We start from the raw sequence: 20,465 nt of genomic DNA, 5'->3' as shown, positions 1-20,465 counted from the left end.
CTGCATGGCAGCGCAAGAATACGACTACATCATCATCGGCGCGGGATCGGCGGGCAACGTGCTTGCCGCGCGCCTCACCGAAGATCGCGACGCGACCGTGCTGCTACTCGAAGCGGGCGGCCCCGACTACCGCTTCGATTTCCGCACGCAGATGCCCGCGGCGCTCGCCTACCCGTTGCAGGGCCGCCGCTACAACTGGGCCTACGAAACCGATCCCGAGCCGCACATGAACAACCGGCGCATGGAATGCGGCCGCGGCAAGGGGCTGGGCGGGTCGTCGCTCATCAACGGCATGTGCTACATCCGCGGCAATGCGCTCGACTACGACGGCTGGGCCGAGCGCAAGGGGCTTGAAGACTGGAGCTATCTGGACTGCCTGCCCTATTTCCGCAAGGCTGAAACGCGCGACATCGGCGCGAACGACTATCACGGCGGCGAAGGTCCCGTTCATGTGACGACGAGCAAGCCGGGCGTGAACCCGCTGTTCGAGGCCATGATCGAGGCGGGCGTGCAGGCGGGCTATGCGCGCACCGACGACCTCAACGGCTACCGCCAGGAAGGCTTCGGGCCGATGGACCGCACCGTGACGGCCAAAGGCCGGCGCGCGAGCACCGCACGAGGCTATCTGGATCAGGCCAGGCATCGGCCCAACATCGATATCGTCACGCACGCCGTGACGGACCGCATTCTGTTCAGCGGCAAGCGGGCGTGTGGCGTGGTCTTTCTCGACGGGCCCGCACGCGTGACCCGCTACGCGCGCCGCGAAGTGCTGCTGTGTGCGGGCGCGATCGCCTCGCCGCAGATCCTGCAGCGCTCGGGTGTCGGCCCCGGTGCGTGGCTGCGCGAGCTCGACATTCCCGTTTTGCTCGATCTGCCGGGCGTCGGGCAGAATCTTCAGGACCACCTGGAAATGTACATGCAGTACGAGTGCAAGGAGCCGGTCTCGCTTTACCCTGCGCTCCTCATGCGCAATCAACCGGCTATTGGCCTTGAATGGATGCTGCGCGGCACCGGCATTGGCGCAAGCAATCATTTCGAGGCGGGCGGCTTCATTCGCACGCGCGACGACGATCCGTGGCCGAACCTTCAGTATCACTTTCTGCCCGTTGCGATCAATTACAACGGCAGCAATGCGATCAAGATGCACGGCTTTCAGGCGCACGTGGGCTCGATGCGCTCGCCGAGCCGCGGGCGCGTGAAGCTGCGCTCGCGCGATCCGCGCCAGCATCCGTCGATTCTCTTCAACTACATGGCCGAGGCGCTCGACTGGCGCGAGTTCCGCGACGCGATCCGCGTCACCCGAGAAATCCTTGCACAGCCCGCGCTTGACCGGTTTCGCGGACGCGAGTTGAGCCCCGGTGCGGCGCTCAAGACCGACGCCGAGATCGATGCTTTCGTGCGCAACCGCGCGGAAACGGCCTATCACCCGTCGTGTTCGTGTGCGATGGGCTACGACGACATGGCCGTGGTGGACAGCGAAGGCCGCGTGCATGGACTCGATGGCCTGCGCGTGGTGGACGCGTCGATCATGCCGCGCATCACCACCGGCAACCTCAATGCGCCGACCATCATGATCGCGGAGAAGATCGCGGACCGCATACGCGGGCATGAGGCGCTTGCGCGATCGCGGGCGCCGTATTTCGTGGCGAATGGGACGCCGGCGCGGGGGGCGCGTTTTTCCGCGGCGGAAGGTACGTCGCGCAGGGAGAAAGTACGCGCATAGCGTGACGCTTTAAGCAACGCCGACGGGCCAGAGCCGGCGCGCAGGATCTGCGCGCCGGCTCACGTTCTCCACCAGATGATGGACGCGAAAACGCACCGCAATCTTTAGGCTTAGGGAGCGGAGCGTTTATCTGCGGCGCATCAGGAGATCGAGCATGGCCGTCTATAGCTGGGCCCCAGGCGCGGCCGGGGATTTTGCGTCTGCGGCAAACTGGACCGTCAACGGTGTAGCCGCGACGCAGCCGCCTGGGCCGAACGACGTTGCGAGCATCGATGGCGTCGGCGTCGTGGTGACCGGTGGCGGGACCGTACAACGGCTGAAGTTCTACGGGAGCGCCACCGTATCGGGTCTCTTGACGGCGACTTATGGCGTGCAAGCCAACCAGGTGCTGACGCTCGACCCAGGCGCGGTCCTGACCACACCGAGGCTTGGCTTGCCCATAGACGGCAGCCACGGGGGCACCTGCGCGCTAACGGTCGGCAAGCAAGCCGCTGTCGCGATCACGCCGTTCCATTCGGTGGACAATTACGGAATCCTGATCGGTGACGCCGGGCCTCCGTCCGCCGCGTTGGTGGTTCAAGGCGCGGGGGCTGTCGTCGATGGCGGCAATCAGCCGATTGCGGTCGGGCAAGGCAGCTCCGGCACGCTGACCATTGCCGATGGCGGCACCGTCACCGCAGGCAATGGCGACCCACTCGCCTATCCCTGGGCACTCGTCGTCGGCAATCATGCCGAGGGGACCGTGAGCGTCTCGGAGGCGACCCTCACCACGCGCGGCCAGATCATCGTCGGCCGCCAGGCCAACGGCACGCTCACCATCGGAGGCTGCAGCGTCGTTGCCGCCAGCGATCTGTATATCGGCTGGACGCCGCAAACTCACGTGAGCGGCAAAGTGTCGATTTCGGGCCCACGCGCGCGGCTTGTCGTCGAAGGCGCCTTGGGCGTTGGCGCTGCGCTGGGAACAGGTTCCCTCGATGTGGCGGCCCACGCTATCGTATCGGCAGGCTTGGGCGTCAACGTCAGTGCGACCGGCACATTGACGCTCGATCACGGACAAATCGACACGGCCGCGCTCGGCGTGGACAAGGGCGGCACATTGTCCGGCAGTGGCCGGGTGACTGCGCCCATGGGTTTCGAAAACAACGGCGGGACTATCACGGCAAACGGGCCGCTGATTTTGGTGGGAGACCTAAGCAACGACGGTACGATCAACGCCGACGCTGGCAGCGAACTCGTATGTGCGGGTTCGCTGGGGGGCGCTGGGACGATTGCGCTCGACGCGGGCGCCGTCGTATCGGTTGCGGCGGTGGCAAGCTCGCAAACCATCAGGTTCGCCAGCAACACGGGCAAGCTGGTTCTGCTCAACCCCGGGGCCTTCGCTGGCGTGATAGCGGGCTTCGTGAAGGGCGACGTCATCAAGCTGCACGCTCCCGCTACGCAAGGTACGTTCGTATCCGGTCTCGTCAACGGCCTCACCGGCGGGGTGCTGACGCTCGAGGACGCGCACAGCAACCCGGTCGCGCAATTGAGCATGATTGGCTCGTATGCAACCGCCGATTTCACGGTCACGTTGGGCGTCATCAAGCATCATTGATGCAGCGTGCGATCAATTACGCGAAAAGCGCGCCAAAAAAAACGCGGCACCACGCGAGCAACCCGCCCGCTCGATGCCGCCAACACTGAAGCCCACTCAGACCGATGCGGCCAGCCAATGCGAAACCGCAATCGTCAGCGCGGCCGCAACGAGGGCGCCATAAGGCGCAAGACTGAACCACCGGCTGCGCACTGGCACGCTCACTTCCATATCGAGCGCACTGCCCGCCGGAAACCGCCCGCGATCCTGCCAGTAATGCCGGAAAGCAAACACCGGCACGATCAGCAGCATGGCAATGATGCCATCGCGCAGCGTCCCCTCGCCTTGCAGATTGGCGCCCGCGCCCACGAACACGAGATTCGCATAGCCGCATAGTGCACCCAGCGCGAGCAGCCACGTCGGGCAACGAAATGGTCGCGCCCACGCGCCACGATCCATGCGATGAATCCAGCCCGACTGAAGGTTCAGGAAAACGAACAACATGTAGCAGACGTTCGAGATCGACAGCACCGTCATATAGTCCGACATCGCGAGCAGGATGAGATTGAAACCGAGATCGGTCCACATCGCCGCCGTCGGCGCGCCGTGCTCGTTCACGCGCGAGAGGTAACGCGGCAGCCAGCCGTCCACCGAAGCTTGATAGAGCGTGCGCGACGAACCCATCATCGACGTCATCACGATCAGCAAGATGGAGAGCATCAGCATCACCACCACGGCGTTGCCCACCCAGGCGCCGCCGCCCACCATCGCGGCCATCGCGGCGCCCACACCGGTGCCGTCGCCAATGCGCGGATCGAGCATCATCGCCGTGCCCAGTGAGCCCTGAAACGCGAGCGGAACGAGCGTCATCACGACGAGGCAAAGCGCGCCCGACCAGAATATCGCCCGCGCCGTATCGCGCCGCGGGTCGCGAAACTCGCGCGTATAGCACACCGCCGTTTCGAAGCCGTACGATGCCCATCCCGCCATGAACATCGCGCCCAGCGCCATGACCACGCCCTGCCCGTTCCATGTGCCGAAGACCGCCGCGCTGAGATTGCCGTGCGCGTCGTGCCCGAGCGGCAGCAGCGGAAAGAGATGCTTTGCGGGAACATCGCCCGTGATGAAGGGCACGAGGCCGACGATCAAAAGCGGCGTGAGCGAAGCGATACCGAGAATCTTCTGCGTTTTCGCGGCCTTCGAAGCGCCGCTGTGCTGAAGCCGGAATGTGATCAGCAGGAACGCCGCGGCGATCAGGAACGTGGCGTTGATGCGCAGCGTGAGACCCGGCTTGATGAAGTCCAGGTTGGCGAGCGTCCAGTGCCACTGCAGGATCGCCGCTTCGGGCGCGAACAGCGTGGCGAGCGCGTAGTTCGCGGCGAGTCCGCAGCCCAGAGCCAGCATGGGCGACCACGCGAGCCAGTTACACCACACGGAAACCGGCGCGATCATCTTGTTGTAGCGGACCCAGCCGATTGCTCCGTACACCGAAGCACCGCCCGACTTGTGCGGAAAGAGCCCTGAAATCTCAGCATAAGTGGCGCTTTGCACGAGGCCCATCGTGATCGACGCGATCCAGATGGCCCAGGCCGGCTGGCCGATGGTCGCGCAAACGCCGCCGATCGTGAACAGCACGCCCGCGGGCACGCCGCTCGTCACCCAGAACGCATCTTTCCATGTGAGGCCGCGCTGCAGCGCATGGCCATGACCGCCTCGTGCGGCGCTCTCCTCTGCGCCATGGGTACCGATTCCTGCTTGCTCCATCTGCCTCCTCCTCTTTTGAACGCTAATCAACCAAAATTGCCGCGCAAATAGGGATGTACCGCAGGGGTGTCCGCGGCTCTCACCGCGGACAACGGCGCGTCAGTGCACGCCCAGCGAGGCGCGCACGGCAGGCAGGCCCGGCTTGCCGTCCAGCGTGGTCACGCCGGCGAGCCAGTTGTCGAGCACCTGCGGGTTGCTGCGCAGCCAGTCGGCGGCGGCCTTGTTGGGGTCCTGCTTGTTGGCGATCGGCACCATCAAATGGTTCTCGATGGCGGTCGTGAACTGCAGGTTGGACACGAACTTGGCCACGTTCGGGCAGCGCGCCGCATAGTCGGGCGGTTCTGCGGTCAGCACGCGCGCCGCGCCATAGTCAGGCCCGAACACCGCATCGCCGCCGGAGAGATAGTCGATCTTCATCTGCACGTTCATGGGATGCGGCTCCCACCCGAGGAACACGATCCATTGCTTCTCGCGCACGGCGCGGTTCACCTGCACGAGCATCCCCGCCTCGCTCGATTCGACGAGCTTGAATTTGCCGAGCCCATACTGGTTCGCGCCGATCATCTTCTGGATCAGCGCGTTGCCGTCGTTGCCGGGTTCGATGCCGTAGATGCGCCCTTGCAGCTTGTCCGCGTATTTCGCAATGTCCTGGAACGATTTGAGGCCGCCCTGGTAGACGTAATCGGGAACGGCAAGCGTATATTTCGCGCCCGTGAGATTCGGCGTCGAGAGCACCTTGATCGAGCCCGACTTCGCGAAAGGCTCGATGATCGGGTCCATGGTCGGCGACCAGTAGCCGAGGAACACATCGATCTGCTTGCTCTTGAGCCCTGCAAACGTGATCGGCACCGAAGCGATCGTTTTCGTCGGCGCATAGCCAAGCGCGCCGAGAATCGTCGATGCCACGCCCGTGGTCGCCGCGATATCGGTCCAGCCCACGTCGGCAAAGCGCACGTCCTTGCACGCGGCGGGATCGGCCGCATAGGCGCTGGTGCAGAGGATCGCGGCGCACGCGAGCGCGCCTGTCTTAAGCAGGGGGAATCGGCACATCGTCATCTCCTCAGGAATCGAACTGCGTCGCAGGGTCATGAAGTCTCATGACACATGGTTGTCCGGCAAAAAGCGGACTAACGTAGCAATTGCGACGAGCAATTGCGCAGAAGCGACAAGCGATTCCAGCGAGCGCCGATGAACAGCGGCTTTAAGTTAATTGAACGATCAATATACGAACTTGCGCGGCGTTCCTTTCATTTTCAAAACGTAATCAGGCCGGCACACGCGTCCATTGCCGCAAGCTCGCGTGCGCCGGGCGGCGTCAGCCTCGCACACGGGGCTGTTGCCAGACCGGGTCGCGCGCGAAATCAACAAAGGATTTCAGGTAATCGACCACGGCGTCGCCTTCCCGCGTGCCGAGAAAGATCTGCTTCGCGATGCCCTGCTTGCCGAGCTTCGCGATCGCGAGCGGCATGCGGTCTGCGTATTCTTCCGCGAGCCAGCGCGGCAACGCGGCCACGCCGCGATGGCTCGCGACCATCTGCAGCATGATGTCGGTCGTTTCGATCGTCTTGTGACGGCGCGGCGTGATGCTTGCGGGCCGCAGAAACTGGTTGTAGATATCGAGCCGATCGGTATCCACGGGATACGTGATGAGCGTTTCGTCGACGAGCTGCTCGGGCTTCACGTAGCGCACGTTCGCGAGCCGATGGTTTTCCGCGACCACCAGCACCTGTTCGTAGTCGAACACCGGATCGAAACGCAGTCCGGGCCGGTTGAGCGGATCGGGCGTCACCAGCACGTCGATGTCATAGCCGATCAACGCGCCGATGCCGCCAAACTGAAAACGCTGCTTCACGTCCACGTCGACGTCGGGCCAGCGCGCCAGGTACGGCGAGACCACCTTGAGCAGCCACTGGTAGCACGGGGCGCATTCCATGCCGATGCGCAACGTGCCGCGCTCGCCCGCGGCGTACTGCTTCATGCGCTCTTCCGCGAGTTCGAACTGGGGCAAGAGGCGTTCGGCCAACGAGAGCAGATATTGCCCGGCCTGCGTCAGCCGCAGGCTGCGCCCCTCGCGGTCCCAGATTTGCGTACCGAGCTGCTGCTCGATCTTCTTGACCGTATGGCTCAACGCTGATTGCGTGAGGAAAAGCGACTCCGCCGCTGCGGTGAGCGAGCCTTGGCGGGCGACTTCGCGGACGATGACTAGATGAACGCGTTCGAGCATAAAAAAGGAGAACCCCGCGCCAGGCTGGCGACAGATGAAGAAAATTAATGGATGGATGAAATAATGCCATTTTTCTTCATCGTCGGATACCTCTATGATCGCAGCCACCCTGGATCGTTTTCAGAACTTTCATTTCGGACGGCACCGCACATGGTCACCACGCACAATCTCGGCTTTCCGCGCATCGGCGCGAAACGCGAACTCAAATTCGGTCTGGAACGCTACTGGAAGGGCGAATCCTCGCGCGACGAACTGAAGGCGCTCGGCGCGCAACTGCGCGCGCGCCACTGGGAAAACCAGAAGGATCTCGACCTCGTGCCCGCCGGCGACTTCGCGTTCTACGACCAGGTGCTCGACATGAGCTTCACGCTCGGCAACCTGCCCGAGCGCATGCAGGGCTTCCACGGCGACAAGCTCGACAACTACTTCCGCGTGGCGCGTGGCCGCTCGGCGGCAGGCGCCGAGGACCATGCCGCTTGCTGCGGCGGCGTCGCGGCCGGCGAAATGACGAAGTGGTTCGACACGAACTATCACTACATCGTCCCCGAATTCACGGCCGACACGCAGTTCAACCTCGACACCTCGCGTCTTTCCGAGCAACTGCGCGAAGCCCGCGAACTGGGCGTGAAGGCCAAGCCGGTGATCATCGGGCCGCTCACTTACCTGTGGCTCGGCAAGGCCAAGGACGACTCGGACAAGCTGGCGCTGCTGCCGCGCATCATGCCCGTGTACCGCGCGCTGCTCGACTACTTCCGCGTGATGGACGTCGAGTGGGTGCAGATCGACGAGCCGATTCTCGTGACGGAACTCGATCCGGCATGGCGCGCCGCGTTTGCAACGGCGTATGAAGGGTTCGAGCTACGCAGCGTCAAGCTGCTGCTGGCCACTTACTTCGGCCAACTGCAGGACAATCTCGACCTCGCGTGCTCGCTGTCCGTCGACGGTCTGCATGTCGACGCGATCAACGCTCGCGCAGAAGTCGCGCTGGCCGCGCAAAAGCTGCCGGCCCAGAGCGTGCTTTCGGTGGGCGCGATCAACGGCCGCAACATCTGGAAGACGGACCTGAACGCCACGCTCGACTGGCTCGAGCCGCTCGCGAAGCAACTGGGCGAGCGCCTCTGGATCGCGCCGTCGTGCTCACTGCTGCACGTGCCGGTGGATCTCGCGAGCGAAGAGAAGCTCGACGCTGAAATCCGTTCGTGGCTCGCGTTCGCGCTGCAAAAGCTCGACGAAGTGAAGGTGCTCGCCACGGCGCTGAATGCCGGTCGCGACAAGGTCGCAGCCGTTCTCGCGGCGAACGCCGCCGCCGTTCAGGCGCGCCGCCAGTCGCCGCGTGTGAACAACTCCGCAGTGAAGGCCGCGATCGCCCGCATCGACGCGCAGCTCGGCAATCGTCAGCACGCCTACGCCGAGCGCGCCGCGAAGCAGGCCGCACGCCTGAAGCTGCCCGCGTTCCCGACCACCACGATCGGCTCGTTCCCGCAAACGGCGGAAATCCGCCAGGCGCGCAGTCAGTTCAAGAGCGGCGCGCTCGACAACGCGGGCTACCATGCCGCCATGCGCGCCGAAATCGAGCGCAGCGTGCGTGAGCAGGAGCAACTGGGTCTCGACGTGCTCGTGCACGGCGAAGCCGAGCGCAACGACATGGTCGAATACTTCGGCGAGCAGCTCGACGGCTACGCGTTCAGCCAGTTCGGCTGGGTGCAGTCGTACGGCTCGCGCTGCGTGAAGCCGCCCATTCTGTTCGGCGACATCAGCCGCCCGAAGGCGATGACGGTGGAGTGGATCACCTATGCGCAGTCGCTCACGAACAAGCCCATGAAGGGCATGCTCACCGGCCCCGTGACGATTCTCAACTGGTCCTTCGTGCGTGACGACCAGCCGCGTTCGGTCTCGTGCTACCAGCTCGCGCTCGCCATTCGCGAAGAAGTGCTCGACCTGGAAAAGACCGGCGTGGGCGTGATCCAGATCGACGAGGCCGCGCTGCGCGAAGGTCTGCCGCTGCGCCGCGCGCAGTGGGGCGAGTATCTGCGCTGGGCCGTCGAGTCGTTCCGCATCACGGCGAACGGCGTGGAAGACGAAACGCAGATCCACACCCACATGTGCTATTCGGAGTTCAACGACATCATCGCGTCGATCGCCGATATGGATGCGGACGTCATTACGATCGAGACCTCGCGCTCGGACATGGAACTGCTCGACGCGTTCGACAACTTCAAGTATCCGAACGAAATCGGGCCCGGCGTATACGACATTCACTCGCCGAACATCCCGACCGAAGCGCACATCGTGCAGCTGATGCAGAAGGCCGCCGGGCGCATTCCGGCAGAACGCCTGTGGGTCAACCCGGACTGCGGTCTGAAGACGCGTCAGTGGGCCGAGGTGATTCCGGCGCTGACCAACATGGTCGCTGCCGCCAAGGCGTTGCGCAGCCAGGTGCAATAAGGCGCCGAAGCGCACGCCCGTTAGCCCGCTAGCCCGTTAGCGAGTCGTGTCATGCGCCCCGAGCCTGTCTCGGGGCGCGTCAGTTTTCAACCCAATCAAGTTGCTTACGCAACCATTACCGCAAATCGCGCCGCAAGATCTTCCCCGTGGCCGTCTTCGGTAATTCGTCGCGGAACTCGACGACGCGCGGGTATTTGTACGCAGCCATGCGCGCCTTGCAGAACGCGATCAGTTCCGCTGCGTCGGCCACCTCACCCGCACGCAGGCTCACCACCGCTTTCACGGTCTCGCCGCGCAACGCATCGACCGTCGCCGCCACGTTATTCCAGTAGCCGGGCACGACCATCGGTCCGCGGCAGACGATCTCACCCGTTTCACCGGGCGCGAGCATGTGCCCATCATCGTCGACGATCGCCGCTTCGGCGCCCGGCACGGGCACGCCCATGGCCAGCGCGCCGCTGCGCGGATCGACGGGCGCCGTCCGCGCGAGCGGCACCATGTGCGCGGGCGAATTCGTTTCAGTGAGCCCATACGCGCCGTGGATCACGTGGCCGAACTTCGTGCTAAACGCCTCCACCACACTGGGCGCGATGGGCGCGCCGCCCGAATAGATCTTCGTGAGCGTCGCGAGTTGCTCGCGGGTCGCATCGGCGTGATGCAGCAGCGCGATGAACACGGTGATCGCGCCAATCGTGAATTCCGCGCGGTGTTCCTCGATGGCGTCGAGCGTGGCCGCCGGGTCGAAGCGATAAGTGAGGATGAGCGGTGCCCGCGCAATCCACGCCGCGCCGATGTGGCCAACCAGGCCGGTAATGTGAAAGAGCGGCGCCACGCCGAGTATCGGGCCGCCTTCGCGCAGGCCGCAGAAATCGCGGTAGGTCTGCGAGTTGAACGCGAAGTTGCCGTGCGTGCAGATCGCGCCTTTCGGGCGGCCGCTCGTGCCCGAGGTATAGACGAGCATGGCGGCGTCGCTCGCCGCCAGCGCGACCGGCGGCGGCTTGCGCCCTGGCTGCACGGCCTGCGCTGCCTGCAAAAGATCGCGTGCGTCCTCGCCTGCCCCGCTTGGCTCGCGCTGTGCACCGAACACGCGTGGATCGTCGCGTGTTTGCAGCGCACGCGCGCGCGTCGTGAGTACGCGCGGCGCGGCTTTGCCTTCGGCTTCGATACTCGCCATCACTTCGCGAACGACTTCGCCTTCGAGCGCGGCGTCGCAGATCAGCACGCGCGTTTGCGAATCGTCGAGCAACAGTCTCAGTTCGCGCGCGCGGTTCATCGGATTGACCGGCACCATCACGGCGCCCGCCTTCCAGATGCCGAGCAAGGCCATCACGAACTGCGGCACGTTCTGCAGATAGAGCGCCACACGGTCGCCGCGCTGCACGCCTTCGTCCAGCAGCAAGCAGGCGATGCGGTCGCTCCATGCGTCGAGCGCCTGCCAGTCGAGCCTGCCGTCGAAGTAAAGCAGCGCGCTTTCGTGCGGCGCGCGAGCGAGCGCCGCCGCGAACATGTCGAGACCGTTCGTATAGTCCTGGCGAGGATTCGGCTCGATCCCGGCGTCGTATAGCGCGCGCCAGGGAAAGCGTTCGTAGGCGTTCACGTTGGTCTCCTCAAGCTGCGTCCGCGGACTGGCCCACCGTACTGCGCGCCATGAACCAGTAGAACAGCGCCGCGCAGGCTGCGATCGCGCCGCCCATGATGAACGCCAGCGAATACGATCCCGTGCGGTCGACGATAAAGCCCGCCACGACCGGCGAGAACGCCCCGCCGAAATAGCCGCCGAAGTTCTGGATCGCGCTCACGGAAGCGACCATCGAAGACGGGGCGATGTCCGCCGCGAGCGCCCACGCGTTGCCGATGGTGGCGGCGATGAACGCCAGCCCCAGCGTCATCAGCGCGACGCTCGCGCCTATCGTGCCGGCGAGTGGCAGCGCCGCCGCGCACACGCCCGCGCCAATGGCGCCCACCACGATCAGCATGCGCTTGGCGACCATGGGCGAAGCCACGCGGCGATCCACGAGTTTCTTCGCGATCCAGCCCGCGACGATCTCGCCCACCGCGCCGCCGAACCACGGAATGCTCGCGTAGATGCCCAGTTGTGCGAACGAAATATGAAAGCGATCGAGCAGATAAAGCGGCAGGAACACGAGGAAGATATTCCACAGCCAGATCGCACAGAAGTAGCCGAAGATCATGCCCCACACGCTGCGCGAGGCGAATAGCGCGCGCCAGCGAATGGGCGCGGTGGTGAGCGAGCGCTCGTGGCCGCCGCCGCCCGCTTCGACATACGCAAATTCCTCGCGCGTGAGCCGCTTGCTTTGCGCGGGGTTGCGATAGAGAAACAGGAACAGCACGGCGAAAACGATGCCGATGGCGCCAGTCACGTGAAAGAGCGAGCGCCAGCCGAACGCGATCATCAACGCAACGAGCACGGCGGGCGCGAGCGCGGGCCCCCACTTCGACGACGAATCCCAGATGCCGGTGGCGAAGCCGCGCTCCTTGGCGGGAAACCACGCGGCCGTGATCTTCGCGGAGGTCGGCCAGCACGGCGCCTCGCCCACGGCGAGCAGCACGCGCATGACGATGAGGCCCGAGATCGAGCCGACCACGCCGGTGAGCCACGTCGCCACGCTCCACCAGATCATGCCCACTGCATAGGCGCGCTTCGCGCCGAAGCGGTCGATGATCCAGCCTGCCGGCAACTGCATCACGGCGTAGGTCCAGGCGAACACGGTGCCCAGCAGGCCGACCTGCGTGCGCGTGAGGCCGAGGTCGTGAATCATGCCGGGCGCGGCGATCGCGAGATTCGCGCGATCGAGGTAGTTGATGATGCCGCCGAACAGCAGCCAGATCAGCACGCGCCAGCGAAAATTCGCGGCGGCAGTCGATTTTGTGGTGGATGCGGTTGCAACCAGCTCGTCGTCCATCCTGTCTCCTCCTCGTTGGCCTACGTTTTTTTGCATGTGCTGATGCGCAAGCTCGTGAGACTCAAACCGCGTTCGTGCCCAGATCGTGGGACTTTTCGCTGTAGCAACAACGATAGCGCGAGGGACATTGTGCGCCGGTTGACGCGAATGGAAAACGCCGTATTTGCATAAACGCATGACGTCGATGTGAATATGCGGATCGTTATTTCTGTCGCATGCTTTCTTACCAACCGTTACACAAGCGAAGCAATCGTTTCACCTGAACGGCGAGCAACTTCATAGAATTCCCCAGACCGTTGAGCAGCAAGGCGCCACGCCACAACGGTCCCGCGCAGAGCCGCACGGAAAGCCGCATTACGCAAGGCCCTGCGCGTGCAATCGATACCAACTACGCAGAAAGGAGTTCACATGACTCGCCTCTCGCTTGCCTCGCTCATCGCGGCTTCGGCCGCCAGCCTTTGCGCCGTTACGCTGAGCGCCCATGCGCAGACCCCCGCGCCTTCCGCGGCTTCTGCCTCGACTTCGGCCGCACCCGGCAAGCTTCACGAAGCCGACAAGGCCTTCATCGCGGACGGCACGCAAACCGTCGCCACGCAGCGCGATGCCGCGCGCATTGCCGACTCGCGCTCGACCGATCGCGAAGTGAAGGCCTTTGCGGAAAAACTGGTGGCCGACTATTCGAAGCTGTCCGACTCGATGCGCGCGGCGAGCCCGCGCGGCGTGGACGTGCCGCGCAACGACCCGGATGCGGCGGTGATCAGCAGCATCAACGATCTGCGCGGCGCGGACTTCGACAAGACGTATATCGAGCAGGTCGCGCTGGCCGGCCAGCAGAAGACGCTCTCGGCGTTCCAGGCGGAGATCGCCTCGGGCCGCGACGCGGGTCTCAAGAAGGCCGCCACGGAAGGCCTGCCTGTGATCCAGGCCGACTATGCCAAGGCTCAGGAACTCGCCAAGCGCAAGCACCTGGCAGGCTGATGACGATGTGATGCTCGAAGGGGCCGGCCGCATGCGCGCCGGCCCCAGTGCCGTTTACTCTTCCTTCTTTTCGCCGGCCGCGAGGGCGAGCCGCTCCATGCGTCGATCGGGCACGAGCCAGAGCAACGCCACAAAGAAGTAGAAGGCCGCGCCAATGCGCGGATAGTCGAACGCCGCGAGCGCAAACCCCGCCAGATACAGCGCCGGTGAAATCTTGCCCTTCACGTCATTGCCCAGCGCAATGGCAAGCGGGCTTTGCGTCCCGTGATAGCGCACCAGCGTGAATTGCAGCACGACGTAAGCCAGCGCGCAGAGCAGCAGGTTGATGCCGTAGAGCGCGGTCGGCCAGCGCCCGAACTCGTTCTCGCCCATCCAGCCCGTGGTGAACGGCAATAGCGAAAGCCAGAACAGCAGATGCAGGTTGGCCCAGAGCACCGACCCGTTCACGCGGCGCGCCACCTGCAGCATGTGGTGATGGTTGTTCCAGTAGATACCCACGTAGATGAAGCTCAACACATAGCTCAGATAAACCGGCCAGAGCGGCGCGAGCGCAGCAAGATCGTCGCCATGCGGCACCTTGAGTTCCAGCACCATGATGGTGATGATGATGGCGAGCACGCCATCGCTGAATGCTTCGAGTCGGTTTTTTTCCATCTGCGGAATCGGCTTGCAAGGGATGTAAGGCGAGCGGCAAGTATCGCCGAAGTCGCCGCGCGACGCCACGTAACCGCTGAGGGCATCGCAGTTGAGCGGGTTGCGCCATACATCGCGCGCGCATTCCTGGCCTATGATGCCTTTGAGCGCTACGCCCGGCCGCCCGCCTCGAATCATGAGCTCCACGCCATCCGCAACCCGCGACCGTCCCGAGCCCCCCGACCGCCCTGAGCGGCGCGTGCCTGTCTGGGACCTGCCCACACGGCTTTTCCACTGGCTGACCGTCGTGCTTGTGGCGGCCGCTTACGTCACACAGCGCATGAACTGGATGCAGATGCACGTGCGCCTCGGCGAGACGCTGCTCGCGCTCGTGCTGTTTCGCATCCTGTGGGGGTGCTTCGGCAGCGAGACCGCGCGCTTCTCGCATTTCGTCGCCTCGCCGCGCAAGGCGATCGAGCATCTGCGCCATCTGTGGCGGCGCGAGCCCGACGTCCAGGTGGGCCACAACGCGGCCGGCGGCTGGATGGTTCTGCTGCTGCTCGCGCTGCTGCTGGTCGAAACGCTCACCGGCCTCTACGACAACAACGACATCGCCGACGAAGGCCCGCTCAGCGAAATCGTGCCCGCAAAAATCGCCAACGCGATCGCCGGCCTGCACGCGTGGGGCTGGGATCTGCTCGCGGCAGCGGTCGTGCTGCACGTGTGCGCGATTGCGGTCTATGCGCTCGTGAAAGGCCACAATCTGGTCGGCCCGATGGTGAGCGGCAAAAAACGCCTGCCCGCCTCGGTGTGCGCGCCCGCGCGCGGGTCGCTTTGGCTCGCGGCCTTGCTGATGGGGTTATGCGGCGTCGTGGTGGCGCTGCTCGCCGCGTATCTTTGATGCCGGAAATTGCGGCGTAAAGCCCACGCGAAGCCTGCACAACGCGTAAAATCAGCGGCTCGTTTCACTCGACAAGAATTATCGATGGCTACCTACCGCGAATTGCTCGCCCAGAAGCGCGAACTCGACGAGCGCATCGAAGCGGTGCGCGCCGAAGCGGCGCACGAGGCACTGGCCAACGTGCGCGCGGCAATCGCCGAATTCGGCTTCACGCCCGACGAGGTGTTCGGCAAACCGCGCCGCGAAAAGACCGCGCGCCGCGCCCGCAAGTCCGAAGGCAATGCAGGCAAAAAGCGCGAGCGCGCCAATCTGGACCTGTTCGGCGACAACGCCTGACCGAGCGCATTCGCCCTTCATCAGCAAACAGGGCCGCAAGGGCCCTGTCGCAAGCCATGCCGCGCGCCGGCTGGCGCGAGCATGGCGTAAATACCGGAAGCGTTACTGCGCGCCGAGCTTCTTGATCAGCACGTCGAGCTGCGCTACTTCCTCTTGCGTGAGGTCGGTGAGCGGCGCGCGCACCGGGCCCGCGTCGCGGCCCACGAGCTTCGCGCCCGCCTTCACGATGCTCACCGCGTAGCCCGCGCGGCGATTGCGAATGGCGAGGTACGGCAGGAAGAATTCGTCAATGAGCTTGCCCACCGTCGCGTGGTCGTCGGCGGCAATCGCGCGGTAGAACTGCATGGCCGTCTTCGGAATGAAGTTGAACACCGCCGACGAATACACGGGCACGCCCAGTGCCTTGTACGCCGCTGCGTAGACTTCTGCCGTGGGCAGGCCGCCCAGGTACGAGAAACGGTCGCCAAGACGGCGGCGGATCGTCACCATCGCCTCGATCTCGCCCACGCCGTCCTTGAAGCCGATGAGGTTCTCGCAGCGGTCCGCGAGCTGCTCGAGCATATCGGCGTTGAGCTTCGAATTGGCGCGGTTGTAGACGATCACGCCCATCTTCGGCACGGCCTTGCAGACCTGCTCCACGTGTGCGGCAATGCCTTCCTGCGACGCTTCCGTGAGGTAGTGCGGCATCAGCAGAATGCCCTGCGCGCCGTTGCGCTCGGCTTCCTGCGCGTATTCGATGGCCACGCGCGTCGCGCCGCCCGCGCCCGCGAGAATCGGCACCTTGCCCTTGCAGGTTTCGGTGGCGGTCTTGATGACCTGCGAGTATTCGCTCTTCGTGAGCGAGAAGAATTCGCCCGTGCCGCCCGCCGCGAACAGCGCGCTCGCGCCATACGGGGCCAGCCATTCGAGGCGCTCGGCGTAGGTGCTCGCGCGGAAGTTGCCTTGCGCGTCGAAGTCGGTCACGGGGAACGAAAGCAGGCCTTCGGAGACGATTTGCTTGAGTTCTTGCGGCGTGGTCATGGTCTTGATCCTGTTGCGAAGTCAGTAGAGGTGTTCAGTCGAAGACGGCGTTCAGCGCACGAGGCACGGACGCTTGTTGTCGAATTTCCAGTTGGGAATGAGGTATTGCATGGCGATCGCGTCGTCGCGCGCGCCGAGGCCGTGCTCCTTGTAGAGCGCGTGGGCCTTTTCCAGCGCGTCCATGTCGATCTCGATGCCGAGGCCCGGCTTGTGCGGCACCTGCACCTTGCCGCCCACGATCTGCAGCGGCTCGCGCGTGAGGCGCTGGCCGTCCTGCCAGATCCAGTGCGTGTCGATCGCCGTGATCTTGCCGGGCGCCGCGGCGGCTGCATGCGTGAACATCGCGAGCGAAATGTCGAAGTGGTTGTTCGAGTGCGAGCCCCACGTGAGGCCCCAGTCGTTACACATCTGCGCCACGCGCACCGAGCCCTGCATGGTCCAGAAGTGCGGGTCGGCGAGCGGAATGTCCACCGATTGCAGCTGAATCGCGTGGCCCATCTGGCGCCAGTCGGTCGCGATCATGTTGGTGGCCGTGGGCAGGCCGGTGGCGCGGCGGAATTCGGCCATCACTTCGCGGCCCGAATAGCCGTTCTCCGCGCCGCACGGGTCTTCCGCGTAGGCGAGCACGTCATGCTTGTCGCGACACAGGCGGATGGCTTCCGCGAGCGACCACGCGCCGTTCGGGTCGAGCGTCACGCGCGCTTCGGGAAAACGCTCGGCCAGCGCCGTGACCGCTTCCATTTCCGCGTCGCCCGCCAGCACGCCGCCCTTGAGCTTGAAGTCGTTGAAGCCGTAGCGCGCTTGCGCGGCTTCGGCCAGGCGCACGACGGCTTCCGGCGTCATCGCCTCTTCGGTGCGCAGGCGCTCCCAGTCGTCGCGGCCATCGGCGCCGCTCGCGTAGGCGAGATCGGTCTTGTTGCGATCGCCAATGAAGAACAGGTAGCCGAGCATCTCCACTTCGCTGCGCTGCTGGCCTTCGCCAAGCAGCGCGGCAACGGGCACGTTCAGATGCTGGCCGAGCAGGTCGAGCAGCGCGGCTTCGAGCGCCGTGACCGCGTGAATCGTGGTGCGCAGGTCGAAGGTCTGCAGGCCGCGGCCGCCCGTGTCGCGATCGGCGAACTGCTTGCGCACGGTGTTGAGCACCGACTGCATATTGCCGATGGACTGGCCGACCACGAACGCGCGCGCGTCTTCGAGCGTCTTGCGGATCGCCTCGCCGCCCGGCACTTCGCCGATGCCGGTGTTGCCCGCGCTGTCGCACAGCAGCACGACGTTGCGCGTGAAGAACGGACCGTGCGCGCCGGAGAGGTTCAGCAGCATGCTGTCGCGGCCCGCCACGGGCACGACGCGCAGCTCGGTCACAACGGGCGTGGCGTTCGGTTGAACGGTTTGTGTAGACATGAACGGATTACCTGTAAAAGTGCGGCGCTTGGCCCTGACAATCGAAACTTTGGGTTGAACCGGTCAAGCGCTGGCGGCAACGATCTCAACCCAGTTCGCACCGTTGCCGCCCTCGCCGCGCGAGACGGGTGTGAGCGCGCCGCTCGCCGCATCGATCGCGTAGACCGACACGTGTTGCGATTTTTCTCCGCACGCCACGAGAAAACGGCCCGTCGGGTCGATGCGAAAACCGCGCGGCTGCGTCTCGGTCGGGGTCGCGCCCACGTAATCGAGCGCGCCGTTCTGGGAGACGCGCAGCGTGAGTATCTGGCTCGTCGTGCGCTCGGACACGTAGACGAAGCGCCCATCGGGCGAGACGTGGATGTCGGCGGCCCAGACGAGCTTCGCGAGCACGGCGGGGTCGGGCTGCACGGGGTCCGTGGGGCTCGGGCGCGCAAAGCCGTCGTTCAGATGCTCGAGCACCGGCGCGCGCGGCGAGACGTGCAGCGCCGTGAGCTTGCCCGTGGCGGCGTCGCGCGCGAAAGCCGCCACCGTCGCGCGGAATTCGCTCAGCACGTACAGCACGTCGCCGTTGGGCGAAAAGCGCAGATGCCGCGGACCGAAGCCCGCCCCGAGATCGACCGTGCCGGTCTCGACGAGGCGCCCCGCGTCTTCCAGCGCGAAAACAAACACGCGGTCGCTGCCGAGCGACGACGCATAGGCGAAGCGCCCGTCGGCGGAAACGATCACGGCGTGCGCATGCTCGATCTCGCCGATCACCTGCAGCGGCGCGCCATGCCCGTTCTCGAGATCCCGCGCGCCATACAGGCTCAGGCGATGCTCGCCGTACGAAGCGCCCAGCAGGAAACGCCCCTGCGGCTCGGCACACAGATACGCGAGGCTCGATTCGATCGGCGTCTGCACACGCGGCGCGAGACTGCCGCTTTGCGCGTCGATGGCGTAGTCGTTGATGCGCTTGTCCGCACCGCGCGTGGCCGCGTAAAGGCGGCGGCGATCGGGCGAGAGCGCCATCGGCATCACGTTGTCCTGCGCGGCCACGCGCGCTTGCGGCGTGAGCGCGCCATTGCGCGCATCGAGATGAAACACGCCAATGTCGCCGTCTTTCGAATTCGCGACGTAGACGAAGAAGCGTTCGGGGTTCGGCTGGTCCATGGTGTGGGTTTCCTTCTCGATTGAGGGTTGCGCGCGGGTTCAGTGCGCGCCGCTGCGGATCGAATCGTCGGCGAAGGCACGGCGCGACGGCTTGTTACGGGCGAGGAACGCGGCGGCGGCGGCAATCAGCGACGTCACGCCAAGGCCGTAGAGGCCGCCCGTAATCGAGCCCGTATGCTGTTGAAGATAGCCGAAGGTGGCCGGCGCGAAGAACCCGCCCAGGTTGCCGAGCGAATTGATGAGCGCGATCACGCCGGCGGCCACGCGGGTGTCGAGATAGCCTTGCGGCATCGGCCAGAACAGCGACGAAGCCGCCTTGAAGCCGATGGCCGAGAAGCAGATCGCCACGAACGAGAACACCGGGTCCGACGAAGTCGAAGCGAACAGGCCGCAGGCCGCGATCACAAGTGCGACGGCGAGCCACGCCTGCTGGAAGCGGTACTTCGCCGAGAGCAGCGCGAAGCAGTACATCGCGACGATGGCGATCAGCCACGGAATGGCGTTGTAGAGGCCCACCTGGAAATCGGTCAGGCCACCCATCTTGCGGATGATCGTGGGCAGCCAGAACGTGGCCGCGTAGATCGTGAGCTGGATGGCGAAGTAGAGGAAGCAGAACAGCACGATCTGCGGGTCCTTCAAGAGGCGCAGCACCGGCACGTGCGCGCCCGTGGCGGCTTCGCGCTCGGCCTGCTCGCGCGCCAGGTACGTTTCGAGCGCGCCCTGCTCGTCGCTCGTGAGCCAGTGGGCATCGCGAATGCGCGACTTCAGGAACACCCAGCTCACGCCGCAAAGCACGATGGAAAAGCCGCCTTCGATCAGGAACATCCACTGCCAGCCCGCGAGACCGAGGCCGCGCACGGAAAGCAGCGCGCCCGTGATCGGACCCGAGAGCACCGAGGCGAACGCCGAGCCTGCGAGAAACACCGCCGCCGCCTTGCCGCGTTCTTTCTGCGGCAGCCACTGCGCGAAGTAATAGATCACGCCGGGAAAGAAACCGGCTTCGGCAACGCCCAGCAGAAACCGCAGCACGTAGAACGAGGTGTCGTTGTGCACGAACGCCATGGCGGCCGCCACGACGCCCCACGTACCCATGATGCGCGTGAGCCAGGCGCGTGCGCCATACTTTTGCATGAGGATGTTGGACGGCACCTCGAAAATCGCATAGCCCACGAAGAACAGCCCCGCGCCGAACCCATACGCCGCCGCCGAAAGACCGATATCGGCTTTCATGTGCGCGCCGGCGAAGCCGACATTCACACGGTCGATATAGTTCGCGATGAACATGATGAGGAAAAGCGGGAGCACGTGCCGCAGGACCTTCGCGCTGGCTGACTCCAGCAGGTCCTCATAACGGTTGGCAGGGACGGACATCGGGGTTGTCTCCTTCAGGC

General features: G+C 64.9%; 16 protein-coding genes. 6 read left to right on the top strand and 10 right to left on the bottom strand.

All coding sequences use genetic code 11. The annotated features are described in order from the left end of the window. Positions 1–4 precede the first annotated feature (4 nt). Together betA and M3A49_RS09080 are read left to right on the top strand one after the other, a co-directional pair. Complete coding sequence (gene betA, locus M3A49_RS09085) at positions 5–1,723, top strand: choline dehydrogenase (RefSeq protein WP_266228397.1); 1,719 nt, start codon at positions 5–7, stop codon at positions 1,721–1,723. Positions 1,724–1,877: 154 nt separating this feature from the next. Then, positions 1,878–3,317 carry a hypothetical protein gene (locus tag M3A49_RS09080; RefSeq protein WP_266228396.1) on the top strand — a complete coding sequence of 480 codons (1,440 nt, stop codon included), beginning with the start codon at positions 1,878–1,880 and terminating at the stop codon, positions 3,315–3,317. 96 nt (positions 3,318–3,413) lie between these two features. On the opposite strand, the gene M3A49_RS09075 is transcribed toward M3A49_RS09080, so the two are convergent. The 3 genes from M3A49_RS09075 to M3A49_RS09065 form a co-directional block, all read right to left on the bottom strand. After that, positions 3,414–5,060, bottom strand: a complete 1,647-nt coding sequence (locus tag M3A49_RS09075; RefSeq protein WP_266228395.1) for an APC family permease — start codon at positions 5,058–5,060, stop codon at positions 3,414–3,416. Positions 5,061–5,159: 99 nt separating this feature from the next. Continuing rightward, entirely contained in the window at positions 5,160–6,110 is a 951-nt protein-coding gene (locus M3A49_RS09070; RefSeq protein ID WP_266228394.1) for a choline ABC transporter substrate-binding protein, read from the bottom strand. Positions 6,111–6,375: 265 nt separating this feature from the next. Next, entirely contained in the window at positions 6,376–7,284 is a 909-nt protein-coding gene (locus tag M3A49_RS09065) for a LysR family transcriptional regulator (RefSeq protein WP_266228392.1), read from the bottom strand. A 150-nt stretch (positions 7,285–7,434) separates the two neighbouring features. Between M3A49_RS09065 and metE the strand changes: the two genes are divergently transcribed. Further along, positions 7,435–9,729 carry a 5-methyltetrahydropteroyltriglutamate--homocysteine S-methyltransferase gene (metE, locus tag M3A49_RS09060; protein ID WP_266228390.1) on the top strand — a complete coding sequence of 765 codons (2,295 nt, stop codon included), beginning with the start codon at positions 7,435–7,437 and terminating at the stop codon, positions 9,727–9,729. 115 nt (positions 9,730–9,844) lie between these two features. Here metE and M3A49_RS09055 read toward each other — a convergent pair whose 3' ends face one another. Together M3A49_RS09055 and M3A49_RS09050 are read right to left on the bottom strand one after the other, a co-directional pair. Further along, positions 9,845–11,326 (bottom strand): class I adenylate-forming enzyme family protein, encoded by a 1,482-nt coding sequence (locus M3A49_RS09055; protein WP_266228389.1) that lies wholly within the window; start codon positions 11,324–11,326, stop codon positions 9,845–9,847. 10 nt (positions 11,327–11,336) lie between these two features. Then, positions 11,337–12,653: an MFS transporter gene (locus M3A49_RS09050; RefSeq protein ID WP_266228388.1), complete on the bottom strand. Its 1,317-nt coding sequence runs from the start codon at positions 12,651–12,653 to the stop codon at positions 11,337–11,339. A 408-nt stretch (positions 12,654–13,061) separates the two neighbouring features. Between M3A49_RS09050 and M3A49_RS09045 the strand changes: the two genes are divergently transcribed. Then, positions 13,062–13,631, top strand: coding sequence for a DUF4142 domain-containing protein (locus M3A49_RS09045; RefSeq protein ID WP_028206315.1), 570 nt, complete (start codon positions 13,062–13,064; stop codon positions 13,629–13,631). A gap of 54 nt (positions 13,632–13,685) precedes the next feature. On the opposite strand, the gene M3A49_RS09040 is transcribed toward M3A49_RS09045, so the two are convergent. Beyond that, the gene (locus M3A49_RS09040; RefSeq protein WP_266228387.1) at positions 13,686–14,285 is read right to left on the bottom strand and encodes a TMEM175 family protein; all 600 of its coding nucleotides are present in this window, start codon (positions 14,283–14,285) and stop codon (positions 13,686–13,688) included. 175 nt (positions 14,286–14,460) lie between these two features. Here M3A49_RS09040 and M3A49_RS09035 point away from each other — a divergent pair, with 175 nt between their 5' ends. Together M3A49_RS09035 and M3A49_RS09030 are read left to right on the top strand one after the other, a co-directional pair. Beyond that, complete coding sequence (locus M3A49_RS09035) at positions 14,461–15,165, top strand: cytochrome b/b6 domain-containing protein (protein WP_266228385.1); 705 nt, start codon at positions 14,461–14,463, stop codon at positions 15,163–15,165. An 84-nt stretch (positions 15,166–15,249) separates the two neighbouring features. After that, entirely contained in the window at positions 15,250–15,501 is a 252-nt protein-coding gene (locus tag M3A49_RS09030; RefSeq protein WP_266228384.1) for an H-NS family nucleoid-associated regulatory protein, read from the top strand. 102 nt (positions 15,502–15,603) lie between these two features. On the opposite strand, the gene kdgD is transcribed toward M3A49_RS09030, so the two are convergent. From kdgD to M3A49_RS09010, 4 genes are all read right to left on the bottom strand, one after another. After that, positions 15,604–16,521, bottom strand: a complete 918-nt coding sequence (gene kdgD, locus M3A49_RS09025; protein ID WP_028206318.1) for a 5-dehydro-4-deoxyglucarate dehydratase — start codon at positions 16,519–16,521, stop codon at positions 15,604–15,606. Positions 16,522–16,572: 51 nt separating this feature from the next. Then, a complete protein-coding gene (gene gudD / locus M3A49_RS09020; protein WP_266228383.1) occupies positions 16,573–17,922 on the bottom strand; it encodes a glucarate dehydratase in 1,350 nt (449 codons plus the stop codon). A gap of 63 nt (positions 17,923–17,985) precedes the next feature. Continuing rightward, a complete protein-coding gene (locus M3A49_RS09015) occupies positions 17,986–19,074 on the bottom strand; it encodes a lactonase family protein (protein WP_266228382.1) in 1,089 nt (362 codons plus the stop codon). 39 nt (positions 19,075–19,113) lie between these two features. Continuing rightward, positions 19,114–20,445: an MFS transporter gene (locus tag M3A49_RS09010; protein ID WP_266228381.1), complete on the bottom strand. Its 1,332-nt coding sequence runs from the start codon at positions 20,443–20,445 to the stop codon at positions 19,114–19,116. Between the last annotated feature and the right edge of the window lie 20 nt (positions 20,446–20,465).

This window comes from Paraburkholderia sp. CNPSo 3076 (genome assembly GCF_026343935.1).
GTDB classification, from domain to species: Bacteria; Pseudomonadota; Gammaproteobacteria; order Burkholderiales; family Burkholderiaceae; genus Paraburkholderia; species Paraburkholderia nodosa.
Note: the sequence above shows the minus strand (reverse complement) of the source record. Positions and strands in the feature narration are given on the sequence as shown.

Excerpts from the sequence above, each read along its gene's own strand:
- M3A49_RS09035 (WP_266228385.1), top strand. The coding sequence starts at position 14,461 with ATGAGCTCCACGCCATCCGCAACCCGCGACCGTCCCGAGCCCCCCGAC.
- betA (WP_266228397.1), top strand. The coding sequence starts at position 5 with ATGGCAGCGCAAGAATACGACTACATCATCATCGGCGCGGGATCGGCG.
- metE (WP_266228390.1), top strand. The coding sequence starts at position 7,435 with ATGGTCACCACGCACAATCTCGGCTTTCCGCGCATCGGCGCGAAACGC.
- M3A49_RS09070 (WP_266228394.1), bottom strand. The coding sequence starts at position 6,110 with ATGTGCCGATTCCCCCTGCTTAAGACAGGCGCGCTCGCGTGCGCCGCG.
- M3A49_RS09045 (WP_028206315.1), top strand. The coding sequence starts at position 13,062 with ATGACTCGCCTCTCGCTTGCCTCGCTCATCGCGGCTTCGGCCGCCAGC.
- gudD (WP_266228383.1), bottom strand. The coding sequence starts at position 17,922 with ATGTCTACACAAACCGTTCAACCGAACGCCACGCCCGTTGTGACCGAG.
- M3A49_RS09015 (WP_266228382.1), bottom strand. The coding sequence starts at position 19,074 with ATGGACCAGCCGAACCCCGAACGCTTCTTCGTCTACGTCGCGAATTCG.
- M3A49_RS09065 (WP_266228392.1), bottom strand. The coding sequence starts at position 7,284 with ATGCTCGAACGCGTTCATCTAGTCATCGTCCGCGAAGTCGCCCGCCAA.
- M3A49_RS09030 (WP_266228384.1), top strand. The coding sequence starts at position 15,250 with ATGGCTACCTACCGCGAATTGCTCGCCCAGAAGCGCGAACTCGACGAG.
- M3A49_RS09080 (WP_266228396.1), top strand. The coding sequence starts at position 1,878 with ATGGCCGTCTATAGCTGGGCCCCAGGCGCGGCCGGGGATTTTGCGTCT.
- M3A49_RS09040 (WP_266228387.1), bottom strand. The coding sequence starts at position 14,285 with ATGGAAAAAAACCGACTCGAAGCATTCAGCGATGGCGTGCTCGCCATC.
- M3A49_RS09010 (WP_266228381.1), bottom strand. The coding sequence starts at position 20,445 with ATGTCCGTCCCTGCCAACCGTTATGAGGACCTGCTGGAGTCAGCCAGC.
- M3A49_RS09050 (WP_266228388.1), bottom strand. The coding sequence starts at position 12,653 with ATGGACGACGAGCTGGTTGCAACCGCATCCACCACAAAATCGACTGCC.
- kdgD (WP_028206318.1), bottom strand. The coding sequence starts at position 16,521 with ATGACCACGCCGCAAGAACTCAAGCAAATCGTCTCCGAAGGCCTGCTT.
- M3A49_RS09075 (WP_266228395.1), bottom strand. The coding sequence starts at position 5,060 with ATGGAGCAAGCAGGAATCGGTACCCATGGCGCAGAGGAGAGCGCCGCA.